Consider the following 17,011-nt stretch of genomic DNA (forward strand, 5'->3'; position numbering starts at 1 on the left):
ATTCATCAAAAAAAGAAGAAGAACATGAAACTGAAAAAATATCGATTTGCATTGCTCCTGCCGTTCCTTATGTTTTGTTCGTGCAGTGATTTTTTAGACGTTCAGCCCGAAGGAAGCGTGACCGACGAGTTGTATTTTACCAACGATCAACAAGCCATCGATGCCGTTACGGCGCTCTACATACCGATGCATTGGGAAGAGACCTTCGGACGGGATCTGTTTTGGGAGCAGGGAGGCGCCTGCGATATCGTCTGGGGACGTACGCGCGGATATAACACGCTGGCCACGTTTGCCTATACGGGAAATGAGGGACCGTTGCGCTGGAATTTTGAAGCGTTCTACACGATTATCTCTCGTTCCAATTGGGTGATCCAGGGATTGCTGAACAAACAAAAAAAGACGGCTCTGACGGCTATCGAAAAGCGCAGTCTCGGAGAGGCTTACTTTATGCGAGGTATGGGACATTTCTACATGGCCTACCGTTACGGCACCGACAAGCAGGGAGTGCCCTTTGTCCGTTACGAAGATTTTGAAGGAGGATACGACAGCTCCATCCCTACGCAGCAGGCGTCGGTGATCGATAACTACAAATACATCATTGAAGATATGGATCAGGCCGTTAAGCATCTTCCGAAGTTCGAGGCCTATGGCGAAGAAGACAGAGGTCGCGCACATCAGGCGGCGGCCGTTGCTTACAAAGCGAAGGTGTACGCCTATTGGGCTACGTGGGATCAAACGCAGTGGAACAACGTGATCAGCATGGTCAATCTGCTCGAAAACGAGTACGGACGCAATCTGGCCAAAACATTCGCCGAAGTCTTCTCGTCCGATTTCGCCGATTTCTGGAATGCCGAATACCTCTGGTCGATTCCTTCGACCGGCGGCGCCAAGGGAGGCGGTAGCGAATTTCCCGGTGTCGTACTCGAAAACAAAGGATGGGGGAAATACAACGGCTGGGGACAGAACAAACCCTCGTACGACATCTACGAGCTGATGCTCAAAGACGGACCCGGAAACGACCGTCTCGTACGTTCCATCCTCGAATACAATCAGGAGTTCGAGTTCTGGGGCGAAAAACGCCGCTTCTTCTCCACCTCCGATATCGAATCGGGATTCATGATCAACAAGTACATGGATCCGTTCAAACATGCCAACCCCGTCGAGAACGGCTACGTATGTTCGAGCGGTGACTGGCCTACGGCGCGCGTGAACTTCCCGATCATACGTTTTGCCGAAATGCTGCTCTTCCGCGCCGAAGCGTATCTGATGACCAACCGGGCGGAGCAGGCAAAAGCAGACCTCAACCGTATCCGCACGCGTTCCAAACTCACGCCCCTGGCCGCAACGCCGACCATGGCCGACTTGTATCACGAACGACGCTGCGAGCTGGCTTTCGAATTTACGGATCATCTCTACGACCTGAAACGATGGCAGCGCTCGCCTGATGCCGTCATCAAAGAGCTGGCCGTGAAGGAGCTGAACTCCCGTCCGCGCATCCGGAAATACGCCGACCGAGCCAATCCGGAATCGACGTTCGAAGTAACGTATTACTCCGATTATACCAATAAAGGCAACTATAAGGAACACATGATCGTATTTCCTTATCCTTCGGAACAAATCACCAAATCGAACGGAAAGTTAAAACAGAACGAAGGATATAAGTAAACGAAAAGAGAGAACAAACATCCTCTAAAAACGGAAGAGGGTGTGTCAAAATGCAATGTTTGGGCACACCCTCTTTAGGTGTGTAAGAATGGGTAAAAAGCAAGGCGCTAAGGATGAGGGTGAGGGAGCATACTAAGGTATGTGACCGAGCTCTCATTCCGCAAGCAACGAAGCAGTTTGCCCGTTATGACACACCGCCTTTCTCTTTTTGCGGCGAATAAATCTCTACTCAGATTGATTAAAATCATCGATGCGGGAGATCAATCTTCATGCAGATTGATTAAACACCAAAATTAACGGTCTATGGTTAATGGTTATTTGCCGGGGAAATGGTCAACCAATGGACAACACAAAAAAAAGGGCGAACACACCGGTTTGCCCCTACATGAACGACATTAACTACCCCTGACTACATGAACTACCTTTGACTACCTTTTTCACTCTTCGTTCCGGCATCGGATTGCGTAATTTGAGGTAATAATGTTTACCTTTGTGCACTTCTAAAATTAAATGTAAAAACGTATGAAGAGAAAACAACTATGGAGCCTGATGTGCGCGATGTTTGTCGCAGCGCAACAGGGACAGGCCGAAGAAGCGCGACTGCTTCGTTTCCCGGCCACGAACGGTAACGACATCGTGTTCTCGTATGCCGGCGATTTGTACAAAGTATCCGCACGAGGCGGAGAAGCCAAACGGCTGACCTCGCACGTGGGCTATGAAATGTTTCCACGCTTTTCGCCCGACGGAAAAACGATTGCCTTCACCGGACAGTATGACGGTAATACGGAAGTGTACACCATTCCGGCCGACGGCGGCGAGCCGCTGCGCGTAACTTACACCGCTACCAACCAACGCGATGATGTGGGCGATCGTATGGGACCGAACAACATCGTAACGGCATGGACAGCCGACGGCGAGAAGATCGTTTACCGCAACCGGATCAGCTCCGGATTCAACGGCAAGCTGTACACCGTAGCCAAAGAGGGCGGACTCTCCGAAGTCATCCCTTTGCCCGAAGGCGGCTTTTGCAGCTTTTCGCCCGACGGAAAAAGGTTGGCCTACAACCGTGTGATGCGCGAATTCCGCACATGGAAATACTATCAGGGCGGCATGGCGGACGACGTGTGGATCTATGACGCCGGAAAGAAAACGGTCGAAAACATCACGAACAACCGCGCACAAGATATCTTCCCGATGTGGGTCGGCAACGAAATCTATTTCATCTCCGATCGCGACCGCACGATGAACCTCTTCGTCTACGACACAAAAACAAAAACAACCTCGAAAGTGACCGACTTCACCGAATACGACATCAAGTTCCCAAGTACGAACGGAAAACTGATCGTCTTCGAAAATGCAGGCTATATCTATCGGTTCGACCCTGCCACGAAGAAAGCCGAAAAAGTCAGCGTCACGCTATCGTCCGACCATGTGTACGCCCGCAACGAAATCAAGGATGGCGGACGATACATGCGCAGCGCCAGCCTCTCGCCCGATGGAAAACGGGTTGTCGTTACCGCACGCGGTGAGGTCTTTAACCTCCCCGTCGAAAAAGGCGTAACGAAAAACATCGTCCGCACACCCGGAGCACACGAACGCAGCGCGACCTGGTCGCCCGACGGCAAACACATCGCCTATATCTCCGACGCAACGGGCGAAACCGAACTTTACATGCAACCGGCCGAAGGAGGCCAAGCCGTTCAGCTGACGAAAAACAACGATACGTATATCCGTGACTTCGAGTGGAGCCCCGACAGCAAATCGATCGTGTACACCGACCGCAAGAACCGAATCAACCTGCTGAATGTGGAGACGAAACAGGTAACCGAAGTGCTGCGCGACCCGAAGAAAGAACCGTATGACGTCACCTTCTCGCCCGACAGCAAATGGCTGGCCTATACGCGCATGGCCGACAATGAATACGACATCATTTACCTCTACCGCATCGCCGACAAGAAAGAAATTCAGGTAACCGATCGGTGGTACGATTCGGGCTCGCCGACATTCAGCACAGACGGAAAATACCTTGTATTTAGTTCGATGCGCGACTTCAATCCGACCTACGGGTCGAAAGAATGGAACCACGTCTACGGTTATTCGAACGGAGTTTACCTCGCGCTGCTGACCCAAGACACGCCTTCCCCCTTCCTGACGAAAGACGACGGCAGCAAAGCCGAACCGAAGAAAGTAGAAATCAAGGTAGAAGAAGGCAAGAAAAAAGAGACGGACGAGAAGAAGAAACCCGAAGGCGTCACGGTCAAAGTCGATGAAGACGGACTAAGCGAGCGAATCGTGAAACTCCCCTTGCCGCAAGGCTATCACGGTAGTTTCTATTCCGACGGACAAAAAGTGTATTACAGCCGTAACAACTCCACCTATGTCTATGATCTGAACAAACAGAAAGAAGAGACCGTGGCCGAAGGCGCCCGCATGTGGGTAGAGCCGGGAGGCAAAAAAGCCGGATTCTTCAAAAACAGGCAGGTCTTTGTGAAAGATATTCCTTCCGGAAGAATCGATCTGAAAGACCCCGTAAACTTCTCGGATATGAAGATTACGATCGACTATGCCAAGGAGTGGTCGCAGATCTACGATGAGGCATGGCGTGCCTTCCGCGACGGCTTCTACCTCGAAAACATGCACGGCGTAGATTGGAAAGCGATGAAGCAGAAATATGCCGTATTACTGCCTTACGTGAAGAATCGTCAAGACCTCACTTACCTGATCGGCGAGATGATCGGTGAACTCAATTGCGGTCATGCCTATGTGAACACCGGCGAGATGGATCGCCCCAAACGCATCAAGACCGGACTGTTGGGCGCGGAGATCTCGCGCGACAAGAGCGGCTTCTTCCGCCTCGAAAAGATTCTTCCGGGCGAGTCGTGGAGTCCCTCGTTACGTTCTCCGCTCACCGAGCCGGGCATCAAAGCCCAAGTCGGCGATTTCATCGTCGCCATCGACGGGGTGCCGACCAACACGGTAAACGACTTGTTTGCCCTCCTCGTAGGCAAAGCCGACGTTCCGACGGAGTTGTCGCTCAACAGCAAAGCACAGCTCAACGGCGCCCGGAAGGTGGTAATCCGCCCGCTCGAAGAGGAACATTCGCTCTATCATTACCAATGGGTGAAAAATAACATCGCGAAGGTAGACAAGGCTTCCGGCGGCAAAATCGGGTATATCTACATCCCCGACATGGGAGTAGAGGGGCTGAACGAGTTTGCCAAATATTTCTATCCGCAACTCGACAAGGAAGGACTCATCATCGACGACCGCGCAAACGGTGGCGGTAACGTCTCCCCGATGATCCTCGAACGGCTGGCTCGCGAACCGTACCGCATGACCATGCGCCGCGGCTCGACCCATAACGGTACCGTGCCCAACGCGGTACAAGTCGGCCCGAAAGTCTGTCTGATCAATAAATATTCGGCTTCCGACGGCGACCTGTTCCCGTGGGGATTCCGCGCCCTTAAACTCGGTAAACTGATCGGTACCCGCACATGGGGCGGAATTGTCGGCATCACGGCGTCATTGCCGTTCATCGACGGTACCGACGTGCGCGTGCCGTTCTTCACAAGCTACGACATGAACGGTAACTGGATGGTAGAGAACGAAGGCGTAGAGCCTGATATTCTCATCGACAACGATCCGGTGAAGGAATGGAACGGCGAAGACGAACAGCTCAACCGTGCCATCGAAGAAGTCATGAAAGAACTGAAAAACCGCAAACCGCTGCCCAAAACTCCGGCACCGCGGGTGTGGAATAAATAACCTTGATATATGCCTTCCGTATCTGTATGGGATGAGATCGTCCGGCAGATGCGGAAGGCATCGATATTCCTTTTCAACGACCGAAACAAGAAGAGCTTCTCTCAGAATGCCGGAAAGCGGTCGTCGCCAACGGCCGTGACAGCGATGCACTCGACCTCGACGAGCCACCCCGGACGACAGACCGCGGCGCAAACGATGATACGGGAAATTTGGGGAAAATAAGCGTCTATCCATGCACCGACCGCAGCGTAATCGCCCGGGTCGCGAACGTAGACAATCATGTGCATGACATCGTGCATGCCGGCCTCGCCCTCGGCCAACAACGCCTTGATATTCTCGAACAGACGGTCGAGTTGACCGGAAAGGTTGCCGGAATACACGATCTCGCCATCCTTGTTGATGCTTGCCGTACCGGAGATAAAGATATGCCGCCGATCGCCGTATTGCACCATCGTACCCCGCTCGAACGTCACGCCGTATTCGCTCGTTCGATTCAGATGATCAAGCGCATAGAGATAACGGATCTGCTCCGTTTCCAAGCCGTGTACCGCATACGCATCCATCATTACCAGCGCCTGCGGATCGGTATACCGCCCCTCGATGCCCGTGCTGGCAATGAAATGGGTCTGCGACGTCAGCCCTTCACGCTCGAAACATGCCCGACGCGCTTTCACCATGCCGGCATAACGCAAGTCGATGTCGCGCACAAAAAGCCACGTACGGATGCAATGACGGCCTAACGTACATGCTTGCGTGGCCAATAAGGCGGTGTAGCGGTCAAAAATATCGGCGGTCTGCTTCTCCTCGTCGGAAGCCGATGCGTGAAGCTGCGTATGATAAATGTGACGGTAAGACGGACGAATCAGCTCCGTAGCCTGTTCAGACCATTTTTTAGACACACGGGAGTTTTCGGAGGTCACAAAATAAGCCCAGAGGGCTACTTTCGTCAGACCGGGCGCCTGCTGTACGACAGACAACGCCGCGTCTTCACGATCGTATCCACGCAAGAAATCGTGTTGATTCATGACATCGCTAAGGAAGTAACGCCTCCAGACAAGCAGAGTATGCGGGTATTCGCGCTGCCAACGGCTCAAAGCAGCTTCAAGCTGTGCAAACTGCGTCTTGGCATCCGACTCCGATGTCGTGATTCGTATCGACAAATGGTACTCGGCAGCCTGCCCGGTCAGGGCAAATTCGCTGCAAGCAGCGAGAACCGACAAGTCTGCCCAGTCTCTGTGATGTGTGCGGATCATCGGATATCGAACTGATCCGCATCACGCCACACCGGAAACTTCTCCCGAAGTGTATCCAACGGTTCCCGCTCCAGCGCACACGTGACGATAGTTTCTTCCTCTTCGCCTGCATCCGCCAGCTTTTCTCCTTTCGGCGTATAAATCCTCGAACTGCCGTGGTAAGCGAAGTCGCGTCCGTCCACACCGACACGGTTCACCCCGCAGACATACGCCATGTTCTCGATCGCCCGCGCATGCAGGAGTGTCTTCCACACATCCCGTCGTACGCTCACCCAGTTGGCCACGTAAATCAACACGTCGTATGCGTTATCCACATTACGGCTCCAGACCGGGAAACGCAAGTCGTAGCAAACCATCGGGCAGATTTTCCAGCCAAGATAATCGATAATCAGCCGCTTATCACCGGCCGAAAAGCTGCGATCTTCGCCCGCCATACGAAACAGATGACGCTTGTCGTAATAATACTCCCTACCATCGGGGGTAATAAAAAATGCACGGTTATAAAAACGCCCCTCTTCCGAAGCGATAAAGCTCCCTGTCACGGCAAAACCGTATTCCTTCGCCCACTGCTTCACCGAAGCGATCGTCTTGCCGTCGACCGGCTCCGACAAATCGTGCACACGCATCGATAAGCCCGTCGTAAACAATTCCGGCAGAACGGCCAAGTCGGTCTTTCCGATCAGGCCGTGCAATAATTTCCCATAATAAGCGAGGTTCTCCGCCCTGTCTTCCCACGCAATCGGCGATTGAACCATACTCACACGTAGCGAATGGTTACTTTCCATCGTTCTTTCCCGTTTTTAACTGTTCTTCCTCAACTTCTCCGAACCGTTCTCCATGATACCCTTTTATCCCCTTATAACACGAACGGATGTAACGGATATCCGCATCCGCGTCGCCCGTGGGCCAAAAAGTGGACATGATGCCGACTTCTTTCTTGCCGTAATCGATATAGCCGAGTTGAATCGGCACCTGCGCTTTCAACGCGATGTAATAAAAACCGCGCTTCCATTCATCGACTTTCTTGCGCGTTCCTTCCGGCGTGATGGCCACACGGAAATAATCGTGCGACGCAAATTCGGCCGCCATCTGTTCGGTCATGGACTGGTTGCGGCTCCGGTCGATCGGCACGCCGCCCATGCTCCGAAAAATCAGTCCTAACGGAAAGAAAAACCATTCTTTCTTCATCAGGAACTTGGCCTGTTTACCTACGGAGTTATAAAACAGCTTCCCAATCAGGAAATCGGTATTGCTCGTGTGGGGGGCTACACAGATCACGCACTTGGGCACGTTGTCACCTGCCGGGCCGATCTGCCACCCCATCTGTTTGAGGAGCCATCTGCAGATCGCTTTTTTCATGCTTTCTTATCGAGCGCTTCGGTCAGTCGGCCGATTTCTTCGGCCAACGCATTCCATTCAGCTCTCAGATCGGCATACAGCTTTTGGTAATACTTCTTCACCTCCGCCCGGTTGGTACCGGGGGCATGATGCGCGCGGCAAATAAACTCATCGTTCCGCTCACAGATGCGCGTAGCCAACGATGCCACCTTCTCCTTGTCCGTTTCCGGAAGCAGATAATGACAGATTAATACATCGGAAAACAACATTCCGAACAGATTGGAAATATGCTTTTTTAATTTTCTTCTTTTTGCCATTTTAATTTCTTCATTTATGAATGAACCATTTTGTTTTTGAACAATCAAAGGTATGACAATTCTCCGGGATTCGGACAAAAAAACACGGAAAAAAGAAAAAAACATGTACCTTTGTCCGCTAAACGACTACATCCTATAAGGTTATACAACTATAAGAAAAAGAACAATGACACAACCGGATTATATTTTCGAATGCAGCTGGGAAGTCTGCAACAAAGTAGGCGGTATTTATACCGTTTTGTCTACCAAAGCACGCACGCTGCAACAGCGTTTTACCGATACGATTATTTTCATCGGCCCGGATCGCGGAAAGCCGGATGCCAGCTTCCGAGAAGACCCTGCGCTTTACGCCGATTGGGTGAAAGCGGCAGCTTCGGAAGGGCTGACTGTCCGCACGGGACAATGGCAGATACCGGGTACCCCTCCGGTGATTTTAGTCGATTACCGGCCTTTCTTCGAGAAGAAAAACGAGCTCTATTACGAGATGTGGGAATCGTTCGGTGTCGATTCGTCAAAGGCTTACGGCGATTATGACGAGTCGTGCATTTTTGCCTACGCCACCGCAAAAACGATCGAAAGTTTCTACCGTTTTCACGGGTTGGAGCAGAAAAAAGTCATCGCCCATTTCAATGAATGGATGTTGGGATTCGGCGGATTATACCTGCAAAAGTACGTACCGCGAATCGCTACGGTGTTCACGACACACGCCACGTCCATCGGACGCTCTATCGCCGGAAACGACAAGCCCCTCTACGGCTACATGAATGGATACGACGGCGACCAGATGGCCAAAGAGTTGAACATGGAAGCCAAACATTCGGTCGAAAAGCAGGCCGCTCATTTCGCCGACTGCTTCACGACCGTAAGCGACATCACTGCCATCGAATGCCGGCAACTGCTTGCCAAAGCTCCCGATGTGGTAACGCCCAACGGCTTCGAGCCGGACTTTGTACCCGATGCGGCATCGTATCCGACACAACGCGCCGAAGCCCGTAAGAAGTTACTGAAGGTAGCCGAAACATTATGCGGTCACGCGATCGACGAGGACGCTTTCCTTGTTTCGACGAGCGGCCGGTACGAGTATCGCAACAAAGGCATCGACGTCTATATTGAGACCATGAACCGCCTGCGCACCTCCGGCAAGTTGAATCGGCAAGTCGTCGCTTTCCTACTCGTTCCGGCGTGGGTCTTCGCGCCACGGGCCGACCTGAAAGCAGCGCTCGATCAGGATTTCCGCACAACCGAACCGATGCAGACCGCTTTCCTGACGCACTGGCTGCACAACATGCACGAAGACCGCGCCACCCGGTTCATGATTCATTCGGGCTGCGTGAATGCGACCGACGACAAGTTGAAGCTGATCTTTGTGCCCTGTTATTTAGACGGGAAAGACGGTATTTTCAACATGTCGTACTACGACCTGCTGATCGGTATGGACGCAACCGTCTATCCGTCGTATTACGAGCCGTGGGGATACACGCCGCTGGAAAGCGTGGCGTTCGGCATCCCGACCGTCACGACCGATCTGGCCGGCTTCGGATTATGGGCAAAGACCATCGTTTCGGGCGACGACATCACGGAAGGGGTCGCGGTTATTCACCGGACGGACGACAATTATTTTCAAGTCGTCGAGGCGATTTCCACAGCACTGCTTTCGCTCACCGAAAAAGATGCAGCCGAGCGGGAGCGTATTCGCGAAAAATGTTTCGGACTGGCAGCTCAGGCCGAATGGGCGCAATTCATCAGTCATTATTACGAGGCGTTCGACAAGGCATTCGACAAAGCGAAAAAACGCCTCCATGCATAAGCGTTAATAAACACGCAGCAGCATGCAAAAAGCAGTGTAATAGGCTTACATTACGCAAAATTTACACTATCTTTGCTGCGCTTATTCTTATTTTATAAAAAACTAAAGTATGAAGATTCAGTCAAGGAATTCAAATGATCCGATTTGGAGAGACATATACTCTCATTCTAAACTTCCGAAACAATTAGAGCCGCTTCACGAAATCGCCACCAACCTGTGGTGGGTTTGGCATTATGAAGGCGCGAAACTCTTCGGTGAGATTTCGCCCGAATTGTGGAGATCGACCGAAGGGAATCCCGTGTTATTGCTTCAGAAGTTACCGCAGGAACGGATCGAAGCGATTCTGGCCGATCAGGCGTTGATGGCCAAAATCGACGAAGTATATCAACAGTTCAAGAGCTATGTACAAGTCAAGCCCGATACGAGCAAGCCCTCCGTCGCCTATTTCAGCATGGAATACGGACTGACGAACGTGCTGAAAATCTATTCGGGCGGATTGGGGGTGCTGGCCGGCGACTACCTGAAAGAAGCCAGTGACAGCAACATCGATCTGGCAGCCGTCGGGTTTCTGTACCGCTACGGTTATTTCACCCAAAGTCTGGCGATGGACGGCCAGCAGATTGCCAACTACGAAGCCCAGAACTTCGCGACCCTGCCGCTCACGCAGGTGATGACCGACGATGGACGGCCGATGGTGCTCGAAGTGCCGTATCCCGAACGGATCGTCTACGCGCACGTATGGAAAGTAAGCGTCGGGCGGGTGCCGCTTTACCTCATGGACACGGACCTTCCTGAAAATAGCGAATGGGATCGCTCGATCACCCACCAGCTTTACGGCGGAGACTGGGAGAATCGCATGAAGCAGGAGTATATGCTCGGTATCGGCGGTATTTTGCTGCTGAACAAGCTGGGACTGAAGAAGCAGGTTTACCATTGCAACGAAGGTCATGCCGCGCTGATCAACGTGCAACGGCTTGTCGATTATATCCAGAACGAGAAGTTAGACTTCAATCAGGCGCTCGAAGTCGTTCGAGCCTCTTCGCTCTACACGGTACATACGCCCGTGCCGGCCGGTCATGACTATTTCGATGAGTCGCTTTTCGGCAAATACATGGGCGGATTCGCCGAAAAACTCGGTATCAGCTGGCAGGATTTCATCGATATGGGGCGCACGAATCCGGGCAGTCAGGAAAAGTTCTGCATGAGTACGTTCGCGCTCAACACCTGTCAGGAAGCGAATGGGGTGAGCTATCTGCACGGCATCGTGTCGCGCGAGATGTTCGCTCCGGTGTGGAAAGGATATTTCCCCGAAGAGTTGCACGTAGGCTACGTGACCAACGGCGTGCACCTGCCTACATGGATGGCTACCGAATGGAAAAAATACTGCGCCAAAACGTTCGATAAGAATTTCATCAAAGACCAGTCGAACAAAGCGATCTGGGAAGCCATCCAGCATGTTCCCGACGGTGAAATCTGGGAAATCCGCAAAGCGCTTAAACATAAATTAATCGAATACATCAAAGACCAGTATCGCGACAACTGGCTGAAGAATCAGGGCGACCCGTCGAAAGTCGTTACGCTGATGGAGAAAATCAATACGAACGCGTTGTTGATCGGTTTCGGACGCCGTTTTGCCACGTATAAACGGGCGCACTTGCTGTTCACCGATTTGGACAGGCTGGCCAAGATCGTCAACAACGAGAAGTGCCCGATCCAGTTCGTCTTCACCGGAAAGGCGCACCCGGCCGACGGCGGCGGACAGGGACTGATCAAGCACATCGTGGAGATTTCGCGTCGTCCGGAATTTCTGGGCAAGATCCTCTTCCTCGAAAACTACGACATGCGTCTGGCGCGTCGCCTGATTTCGGGCGTCGACATCTGGTTGAACACCCCTACCCGACCGCTGGAAGCATCCGGTACATCGGGCGAAAAGGCCGAGATGAACGGCGTACTCAACTTCTCCGTGCTCGACGGATGGTGGTACGAAGGCTATAAGGAAGGCGCCGGCTGGGCGCTGACCGCACAACGCACGTACGACAATCAGCAATATCAGGATCAGCTCGATGCCGCCACGATTTACCATCTGCTCGAAGACGAGATCATCCCGCTCTACTTTGCCAAAAACAGTAAAGGCTATTCGCCCGAATGGATTCAGTACATCAAAAACTCCATCTCGCAAATCGCGCCGGACTACACGATGAAACGCATGCTCGACGACTATATCGCACGGTTCTACAGCAAGCTGGCCACACGTTCGGCTTCGCTCATGCGGAACGATTACGCCGAAGCCCGAAACATCGCGGCATGGAAGAAGCACGTTGCCGAGCACTGGAACGATTTTGAAATCGAGTCGTTCGAGTATGGCGAAGACGCCACGCATCCCACGGTGGGCGACGAATACGTCATCCGGATTGTCATCGACCGCAAGAGCCTCAAGAGCATGCTCGGCGTGGAGATCGTCTACACGCGTGAGAATCCGGACGATCATACGACCGAATTCATTTCGGCCACTCCGTTCGAGTTGAAAAAGGAAGAAGGCACGAAGCTCCATTTCGAGCTGAAAAAGAAAACGAAAGTCTACGGACATCTGCGCGTCGGATTCCGCGTCTATCCGGTAAACGAGCAATTGCCTCACCGGATGGATTTCGCGTATATCCGCTGGATCCAACCGTAAAGCAGAGACCGTCCTCCATAAAAAAAACCGGGCATACGTCCGGTTTTTTTTGTGCTTTGGCGTATCCGTTTTCAAAAGATATTGTACATTTGTCCATTATTTTAAAGAATAAGACACCATGGACAAACAAATTATCCTCTCCGACCTCTTCCGCAAAGCATGGAAAAGCTTGTCGGCACAAATCTGGGTACTCTGCGGTTTGTTGATCGGCTACGCAATCATCAGCATGCTGCTTCAAGCCTTTATCCCGAGGCCTGTCAACGGCTCCGTCAGCATCGCCGGAATGGTTATCGCGCTGATCGGTTTGTTCATCTCGCTGATCTTCGAATTGGGATACACGAAAAACCTTTTTCAGGCGCTCGACGGCGAAGAGCCGCAGTTCTCGGCCTACGGACAGATGAGCCGCAAAATCTTCGTATATTTCACGGCCAGGCTCGTTTACGGATTGATTGTTTGCGCAGGGCTCGTGCTGCTCATTGTGCCGGGCATTTATTTAGCCATCCGCCTGCAATTTTATTACATGGCGATTATAGAAGAAAACGCGGGCATCCTCGACTCGCTCCGGCGAAGTTGGGAGATCACACGCGGTTCGACGCCGAAGCTCTTCCTGCTCCTGCTCGTCCAGTTCGGCATCCTACTGGCCGGATTCGTGCTGTTTCTGATCGGCATCTTCATGGCGCTGCCGCTGTGCGGACTGATGAGCTGCTGCGCATTTCGCCGGCTGACCGTATCGACCACCTCATAACATCAAGGTAAATCATGAATCATTTATTCAGTATAAAAGACAAAGTCATCGTCCTGACGGGAGGCTACGGCGTGCTGGGACGCTGCATCGCCAAGCATCTGGCGCGCGAAGGGGCGAAGGTCGCCATCCTCGGACGGAACGCCGAGAAGGGCAATCGGTTAAAGAACGACTTACGCAAACTCGGCGGCATGGCCATGTTTCACGCGGCCGACGTCATGCGGCGCGAACAGCTCGAAGAGAGCCGGCAGGCCATCGTGCAAACATTCGGAGGCATCGACGTGCTGATCAATCTGGCAGGAGGTAACATGCCGGGCGCCACGATCGCGCCGGATCGGACGTTCTTCGATCTCGACCTCGACGCTTTCAGGCAAGTCATCGATCTGAACCTGTTCGGTACGGTGCTCCCGACGATGGTGTTTGCCGAGACGATGGTCGGGCAAAAGAAAGGAAGCATCATCAATATCTCGTCCGAATCGTCCCTGCGACCCTTGACTCGCGTCATCGGTTACGGGTGCGCCAAGGCGGCCGTCAATAACTTCACACAGTATCTGGCCGCCGAGCTGGCTGCGAAATTCGGCGAGGGGCTGCGGGTGAACGCCATCGCGCCGGGATTCTTCCTGACCGAACAGAACCGCACGCTGATGACGAACGCCGACGGCACACCGACCGACCGATGCAACCGTATCGTCGAACATACCCCGTTCGGCAGATTAGGCCGCCCCGAAGAGCTGTTGGGCACGGTGCAATGGCTGGCAGCCGACGCGTCGGCTTTCGTGACGGGCACGGTGATACCCGTCGACGGCGGATTCAACGCTTTTTCGATTTAAATCGTACGCATGAACTTATTTTAATATATACACAATCATGAAGAAGAAACAATGGTCGCTCGTCGTACCGACGAGCATGGGAGTGCGGTTAACACCCGCCACGCCGGGACAGCCGTTTCATACGAGCCGTTCCCTATTGATGCAGGCTACGAGCGCTGAGACGAATGTGGCGACGGTGGCCGCATCGCTCGGACTGCCGGTCAAAGCGCTGACGACGTTCGTCAAGGACAGTCCCGTGGCACAGTTTATCAAAGCCGATCTGCGGAGCCGCGGCATCGCCTACGAAGGGCCCGAAGAGTCTCAAGACGGGCCGTGGGGAGCGCGTCATCAGATCAACATGGCCGACAGCGGCTTCGGCGCGCGGGGACCGCGCGTGTGGAACGACCGCAGCGGCGAAATAGGCTGCACGCTGGACGTGCGCAATTTCGACCTCGACCGTCTTTTCGGGCACGAGGGCGTGGAGATGCTCCACCTTTCAGGGCTGATCGCGGCACTATCGGACCAGACGAGCACGTTTTGCATCGAGCTGGCGCGCGCGGCCAAAGAGCACGGCACACGAGTCGCGTTCGACCTGAATTACCGCGCCTCGTTCTGGGAAGGATGCGAACGCACGCTGTTCGACGTCTTCAACCGGATCGCCTCCATGGCCGACATCCTCATAGGCAACGAAGAAGACTTTCAGCTCTGCCTCGGCATCGACGGGCCGGAGGCCGGCGGGAAAAACGTCGGCGCCCAAACGGAGCGTTTCAAAGAAATGATCCGGAACGCGAAGCGCACGTTCTCCGGCACCTCGGTTTTCGCCACGACACTGCGCGAAGTGTTGGACGCCAACCATCATCTCTGGGGCGCCATCATGCTCGCAGGCGATGAGTGGCACTGCGTGGAGCCGCGCCCGATCCGGGTGCTCGACCGCATCGGCGGAGGCGACGGCTTTGTAGGAGGCCTCCTCTACGGCATCCTCCGGGGCTGGGAGCCGCAACAGTGGATACGATTCGGATGGGCTACGGGCACGCTGGCCGTAACCTCGCTCACCGACTATGCCCAACCGACCGACGAGGCACAGGTATGGAGCATCTGGGAAGGAAACGCGCGGGTGATGCGATAAGCATCACCCCGGCCGCGATATTTTGCTTAAACGACACGAACGATGATCTACTACGAACAGGGAGCGCCGGACAAAGCATTCGGCCATGACGAACTGAGGCAGGCCGTATTTTCGATCCTCGACCGGCTGGGCGAACGGCGCAAGGTATTAGCCATCCCGCCCGACTTTACCCGCTTCCACTCGCGGGCCGGCGAACTGACACGCTACATTTACGCGTATTACGGCCCGCGCCTGACGGACATCCTTCCCGCCATCGGCACGCATTTTCCGATGACCGACGGGGAAATCGCGAAAATGTTTCCCGGCATCCCCCGCTCGCTCTTTCGTGTGCATGACTGGCGCAACGACGTGGTGCACGTCGGTACCGTGCCGGCCGAGTACGTCGGCGAGGTATCGGGCGGCGTAGCCCGCTATCCCATGCCCATGCAGGTGAACCGCATGCTCCTCGAAGGCGGGTACGACCTGATCCTCTCCATCGGGCAGGTGGTGCCGCACGAAGTGATCGGGATGGCGAACTACAACAAGAACCTGCTCGTCGGCACAGGAGGCGCCGAAGGTATCCACAAGAGCCACTTTATCGGTGCGGCCTACGGCATGGAGCGGATCATGGGACGCGCCGACACCCCCGTGCGCCGCGTGCTCAACTACGCCTCCGAACATTTTATCGGCCATCTGCCGGTCGTCTATCTGCAAACCGTTATATCGGCCGGAGACGACGGCCTGCAAATGCGCGGACTCTTCGCAGGCGACGATGCCGAATGCTTTGAAAAAGCCGCCGCCCTCTCGTTACGGACAAACTTCATCATGCTCGACCGCGAGATACGCAAAGCCGTCGTCTACCTCGATCCCGAAGAGTTTCGCAGCACATGGGTCGGCAACAAAAGCATCTATCGCACGCGCATGGCCATGGCCGACGGCGGCGAACTGATCATCCTCGCCCCCGGTGTGCGACAGTTCGGCGAAGACGCGGACAACGACACGCTGATCCGCCGATACGGCTACGTCCCTACGCCGCAAGTGCTGCGGCACGTCGAAGAAAACGAAGACCTGCGACAGGCGCTCGGCGTGGCTGCCCATCTGATTCACGGCACATCGGAAGGACGTTTCCGCATCACCTACTGCCCCGGACACCTGACGCGCCACGAAATCGAAAGCGTGGGCTTCGGATATGCCGACCTCGACGCCATGACGCGAAAATATCGCCCGCACACCCTGCGCGAAGGCTGGAACACGGTCGACGGCGAAGAAATCTACTACATCTCCAATCCCGCGCTCGGACTTTGGGCGCACCGGAAAAGATTTGAAGAGACTTGATTTTTTTTCGCCGGAAATGAGGTGGTTTCAAAAAACTTTTTATTAATTTTGTGAACAAATTTCGAACCATATCTGTTCGAGTCGTTTAGCCGAGGGCTGGCGTGCCCCGCGCGAAGAAAAAAAAGTTTTGCTGTAGCTCCGGAAACGGCGTTTCTGCGATCAAATCATTTATCGCGATGCCGGAAACGGCGTTTCTGCGAT

The 17,011-nt window shown here is 53.8% G+C and carries 12 protein-coding genes; 8 read left to right on the top strand and 4 right to left on the bottom strand.

The annotated features are described in order from the left end of the window. The first annotated feature begins 30 nt into the window (after window positions 1-30). Together Q4A89_RS05035 and Q4A89_RS05040 are read left to right on the top strand one after the other, a co-directional pair. A complete protein-coding gene (locus tag Q4A89_RS05035) occupies window positions 31-1,665 on the top strand; it encodes a RagB/SusD family nutrient uptake outer membrane protein (RefSeq protein WP_303184164.1) in 1,635 nt (544 codons plus the stop codon). A gap of 522 nt (window positions 1,666-2,187) precedes the next feature. After that, window positions 2,188-5,430, top strand: a complete 3,243-nt coding sequence (locus tag Q4A89_RS05040) for a S41 family peptidase (RefSeq protein WP_124789650.1) — start codon at window positions 2,188-2,190, stop codon at window positions 5,428-5,430. A 101-nt stretch (window positions 5,431-5,531) separates the two neighbouring features. On the opposite strand, the gene Q4A89_RS05045 is transcribed toward Q4A89_RS05040, so the two are convergent. The 4 genes from Q4A89_RS05045 to Q4A89_RS05060 are packed head-to-tail and all read right to left on the bottom strand — an operon-like array spanning window position 5,532 to window position 8,338. Continuing rightward, complete coding sequence (locus tag Q4A89_RS05045; RefSeq protein ID WP_303184154.1) at window positions 5,532-6,683, bottom strand: Rid family hydrolase; 1,152 nt, start codon at window positions 6,681-6,683, stop codon at window positions 5,532-5,534. Next, on the bottom strand, window positions 6,680-7,468 hold the full coding sequence (locus tag Q4A89_RS05050) for an amidohydrolase (RefSeq protein ID WP_303184155.1): 789 nt from the start codon (window positions 7,466-7,468) through the stop codon (window positions 6,680-6,682). The genes Q4A89_RS05045 and Q4A89_RS05050 overlap by 4 nt, the downstream gene beginning before the upstream one ends. Further along, window positions 7,458-8,042 carry a lysophospholipid acyltransferase family protein gene (locus tag Q4A89_RS05055; protein WP_303184156.1) on the bottom strand — a complete coding sequence of 195 codons (585 nt, stop codon included), beginning with the start codon at window positions 8,040-8,042 and terminating at the stop codon, window positions 7,458-7,460. The genes Q4A89_RS05050 and Q4A89_RS05055 overlap by 11 nt, the downstream gene beginning before the upstream one ends. Beyond that, window positions 8,039-8,338, bottom strand: coding sequence for a hypothetical protein (locus Q4A89_RS05060; protein WP_303184157.1), 300 nt, complete (start codon window positions 8,336-8,338; stop codon window positions 8,039-8,041). Before Q4A89_RS05060 ends, Q4A89_RS05055 begins: the two co-directional genes overlap by 4 nt. Window positions 8,339-8,504: 166 nt before the next feature. Between Q4A89_RS05060 and Q4A89_RS05065 the strand changes: the two genes are divergently transcribed. The 6 genes from Q4A89_RS05065 to Q4A89_RS05090 all read left to right on the top strand — a co-directional run bounded on the left by Q4A89_RS05065 (window position 8,505) and on the right by Q4A89_RS05090 (window position 16,810). Continuing rightward, window positions 8,505-10,145: a glycogen/starch synthase gene (locus tag Q4A89_RS05065; protein WP_303184158.1), complete on the top strand. Its 1,641-nt coding sequence runs from the start codon at window positions 8,505-8,507 to the stop codon at window positions 10,143-10,145. Window positions 10,146-10,254: 109 nt separating this feature from the next. Then, complete coding sequence (gene glgP, locus Q4A89_RS05070; protein WP_303184159.1) at window positions 10,255-12,819, top strand: alpha-glucan family phosphorylase; 2,565 nt, start codon at window positions 10,255-10,257, stop codon at window positions 12,817-12,819. Between the two features lie 118 nt (window positions 12,820-12,937). Further along, window positions 12,938-13,564 carry a hypothetical protein gene (locus Q4A89_RS05075; RefSeq protein ID WP_303184160.1) on the top strand — a complete coding sequence of 209 codons (627 nt, stop codon included), beginning with the start codon at window positions 12,938-12,940 and terminating at the stop codon, window positions 13,562-13,564. A 14-nt stretch (window positions 13,565-13,578) separates the two neighbouring features. Then, window positions 13,579-14,391, top strand: a complete 813-nt coding sequence (locus Q4A89_RS05080; protein ID WP_303184161.1) for an SDR family oxidoreductase — start codon at window positions 13,579-13,581, stop codon at window positions 14,389-14,391. Between the two features lie 37 nt (window positions 14,392-14,428). Next, entirely contained in the window at window positions 14,429-15,496 is a 1,068-nt protein-coding gene (locus Q4A89_RS05085) for a PfkB family carbohydrate kinase (RefSeq protein ID WP_303184162.1), read from the top strand. Between the two features lie 42 nt (window positions 15,497-15,538). After that, window positions 15,539-16,810 carry a lactate racemase domain-containing protein gene (locus tag Q4A89_RS05090; RefSeq protein WP_303184163.1) on the top strand — a complete coding sequence of 424 codons (1,272 nt, stop codon included), beginning with the start codon at window positions 15,539-15,541 and terminating at the stop codon, window positions 16,808-16,810. Window positions 16,811-17,011 lie beyond the last annotated feature (201 nt).

The sequence above is a fragment of the Tannerella sp. genome, from assembly GCF_030528505.1.
Classification (GTDB): Bacteria; Bacteroidota; Bacteroidia; order Bacteroidales; family Tannerellaceae; genus Tannerella.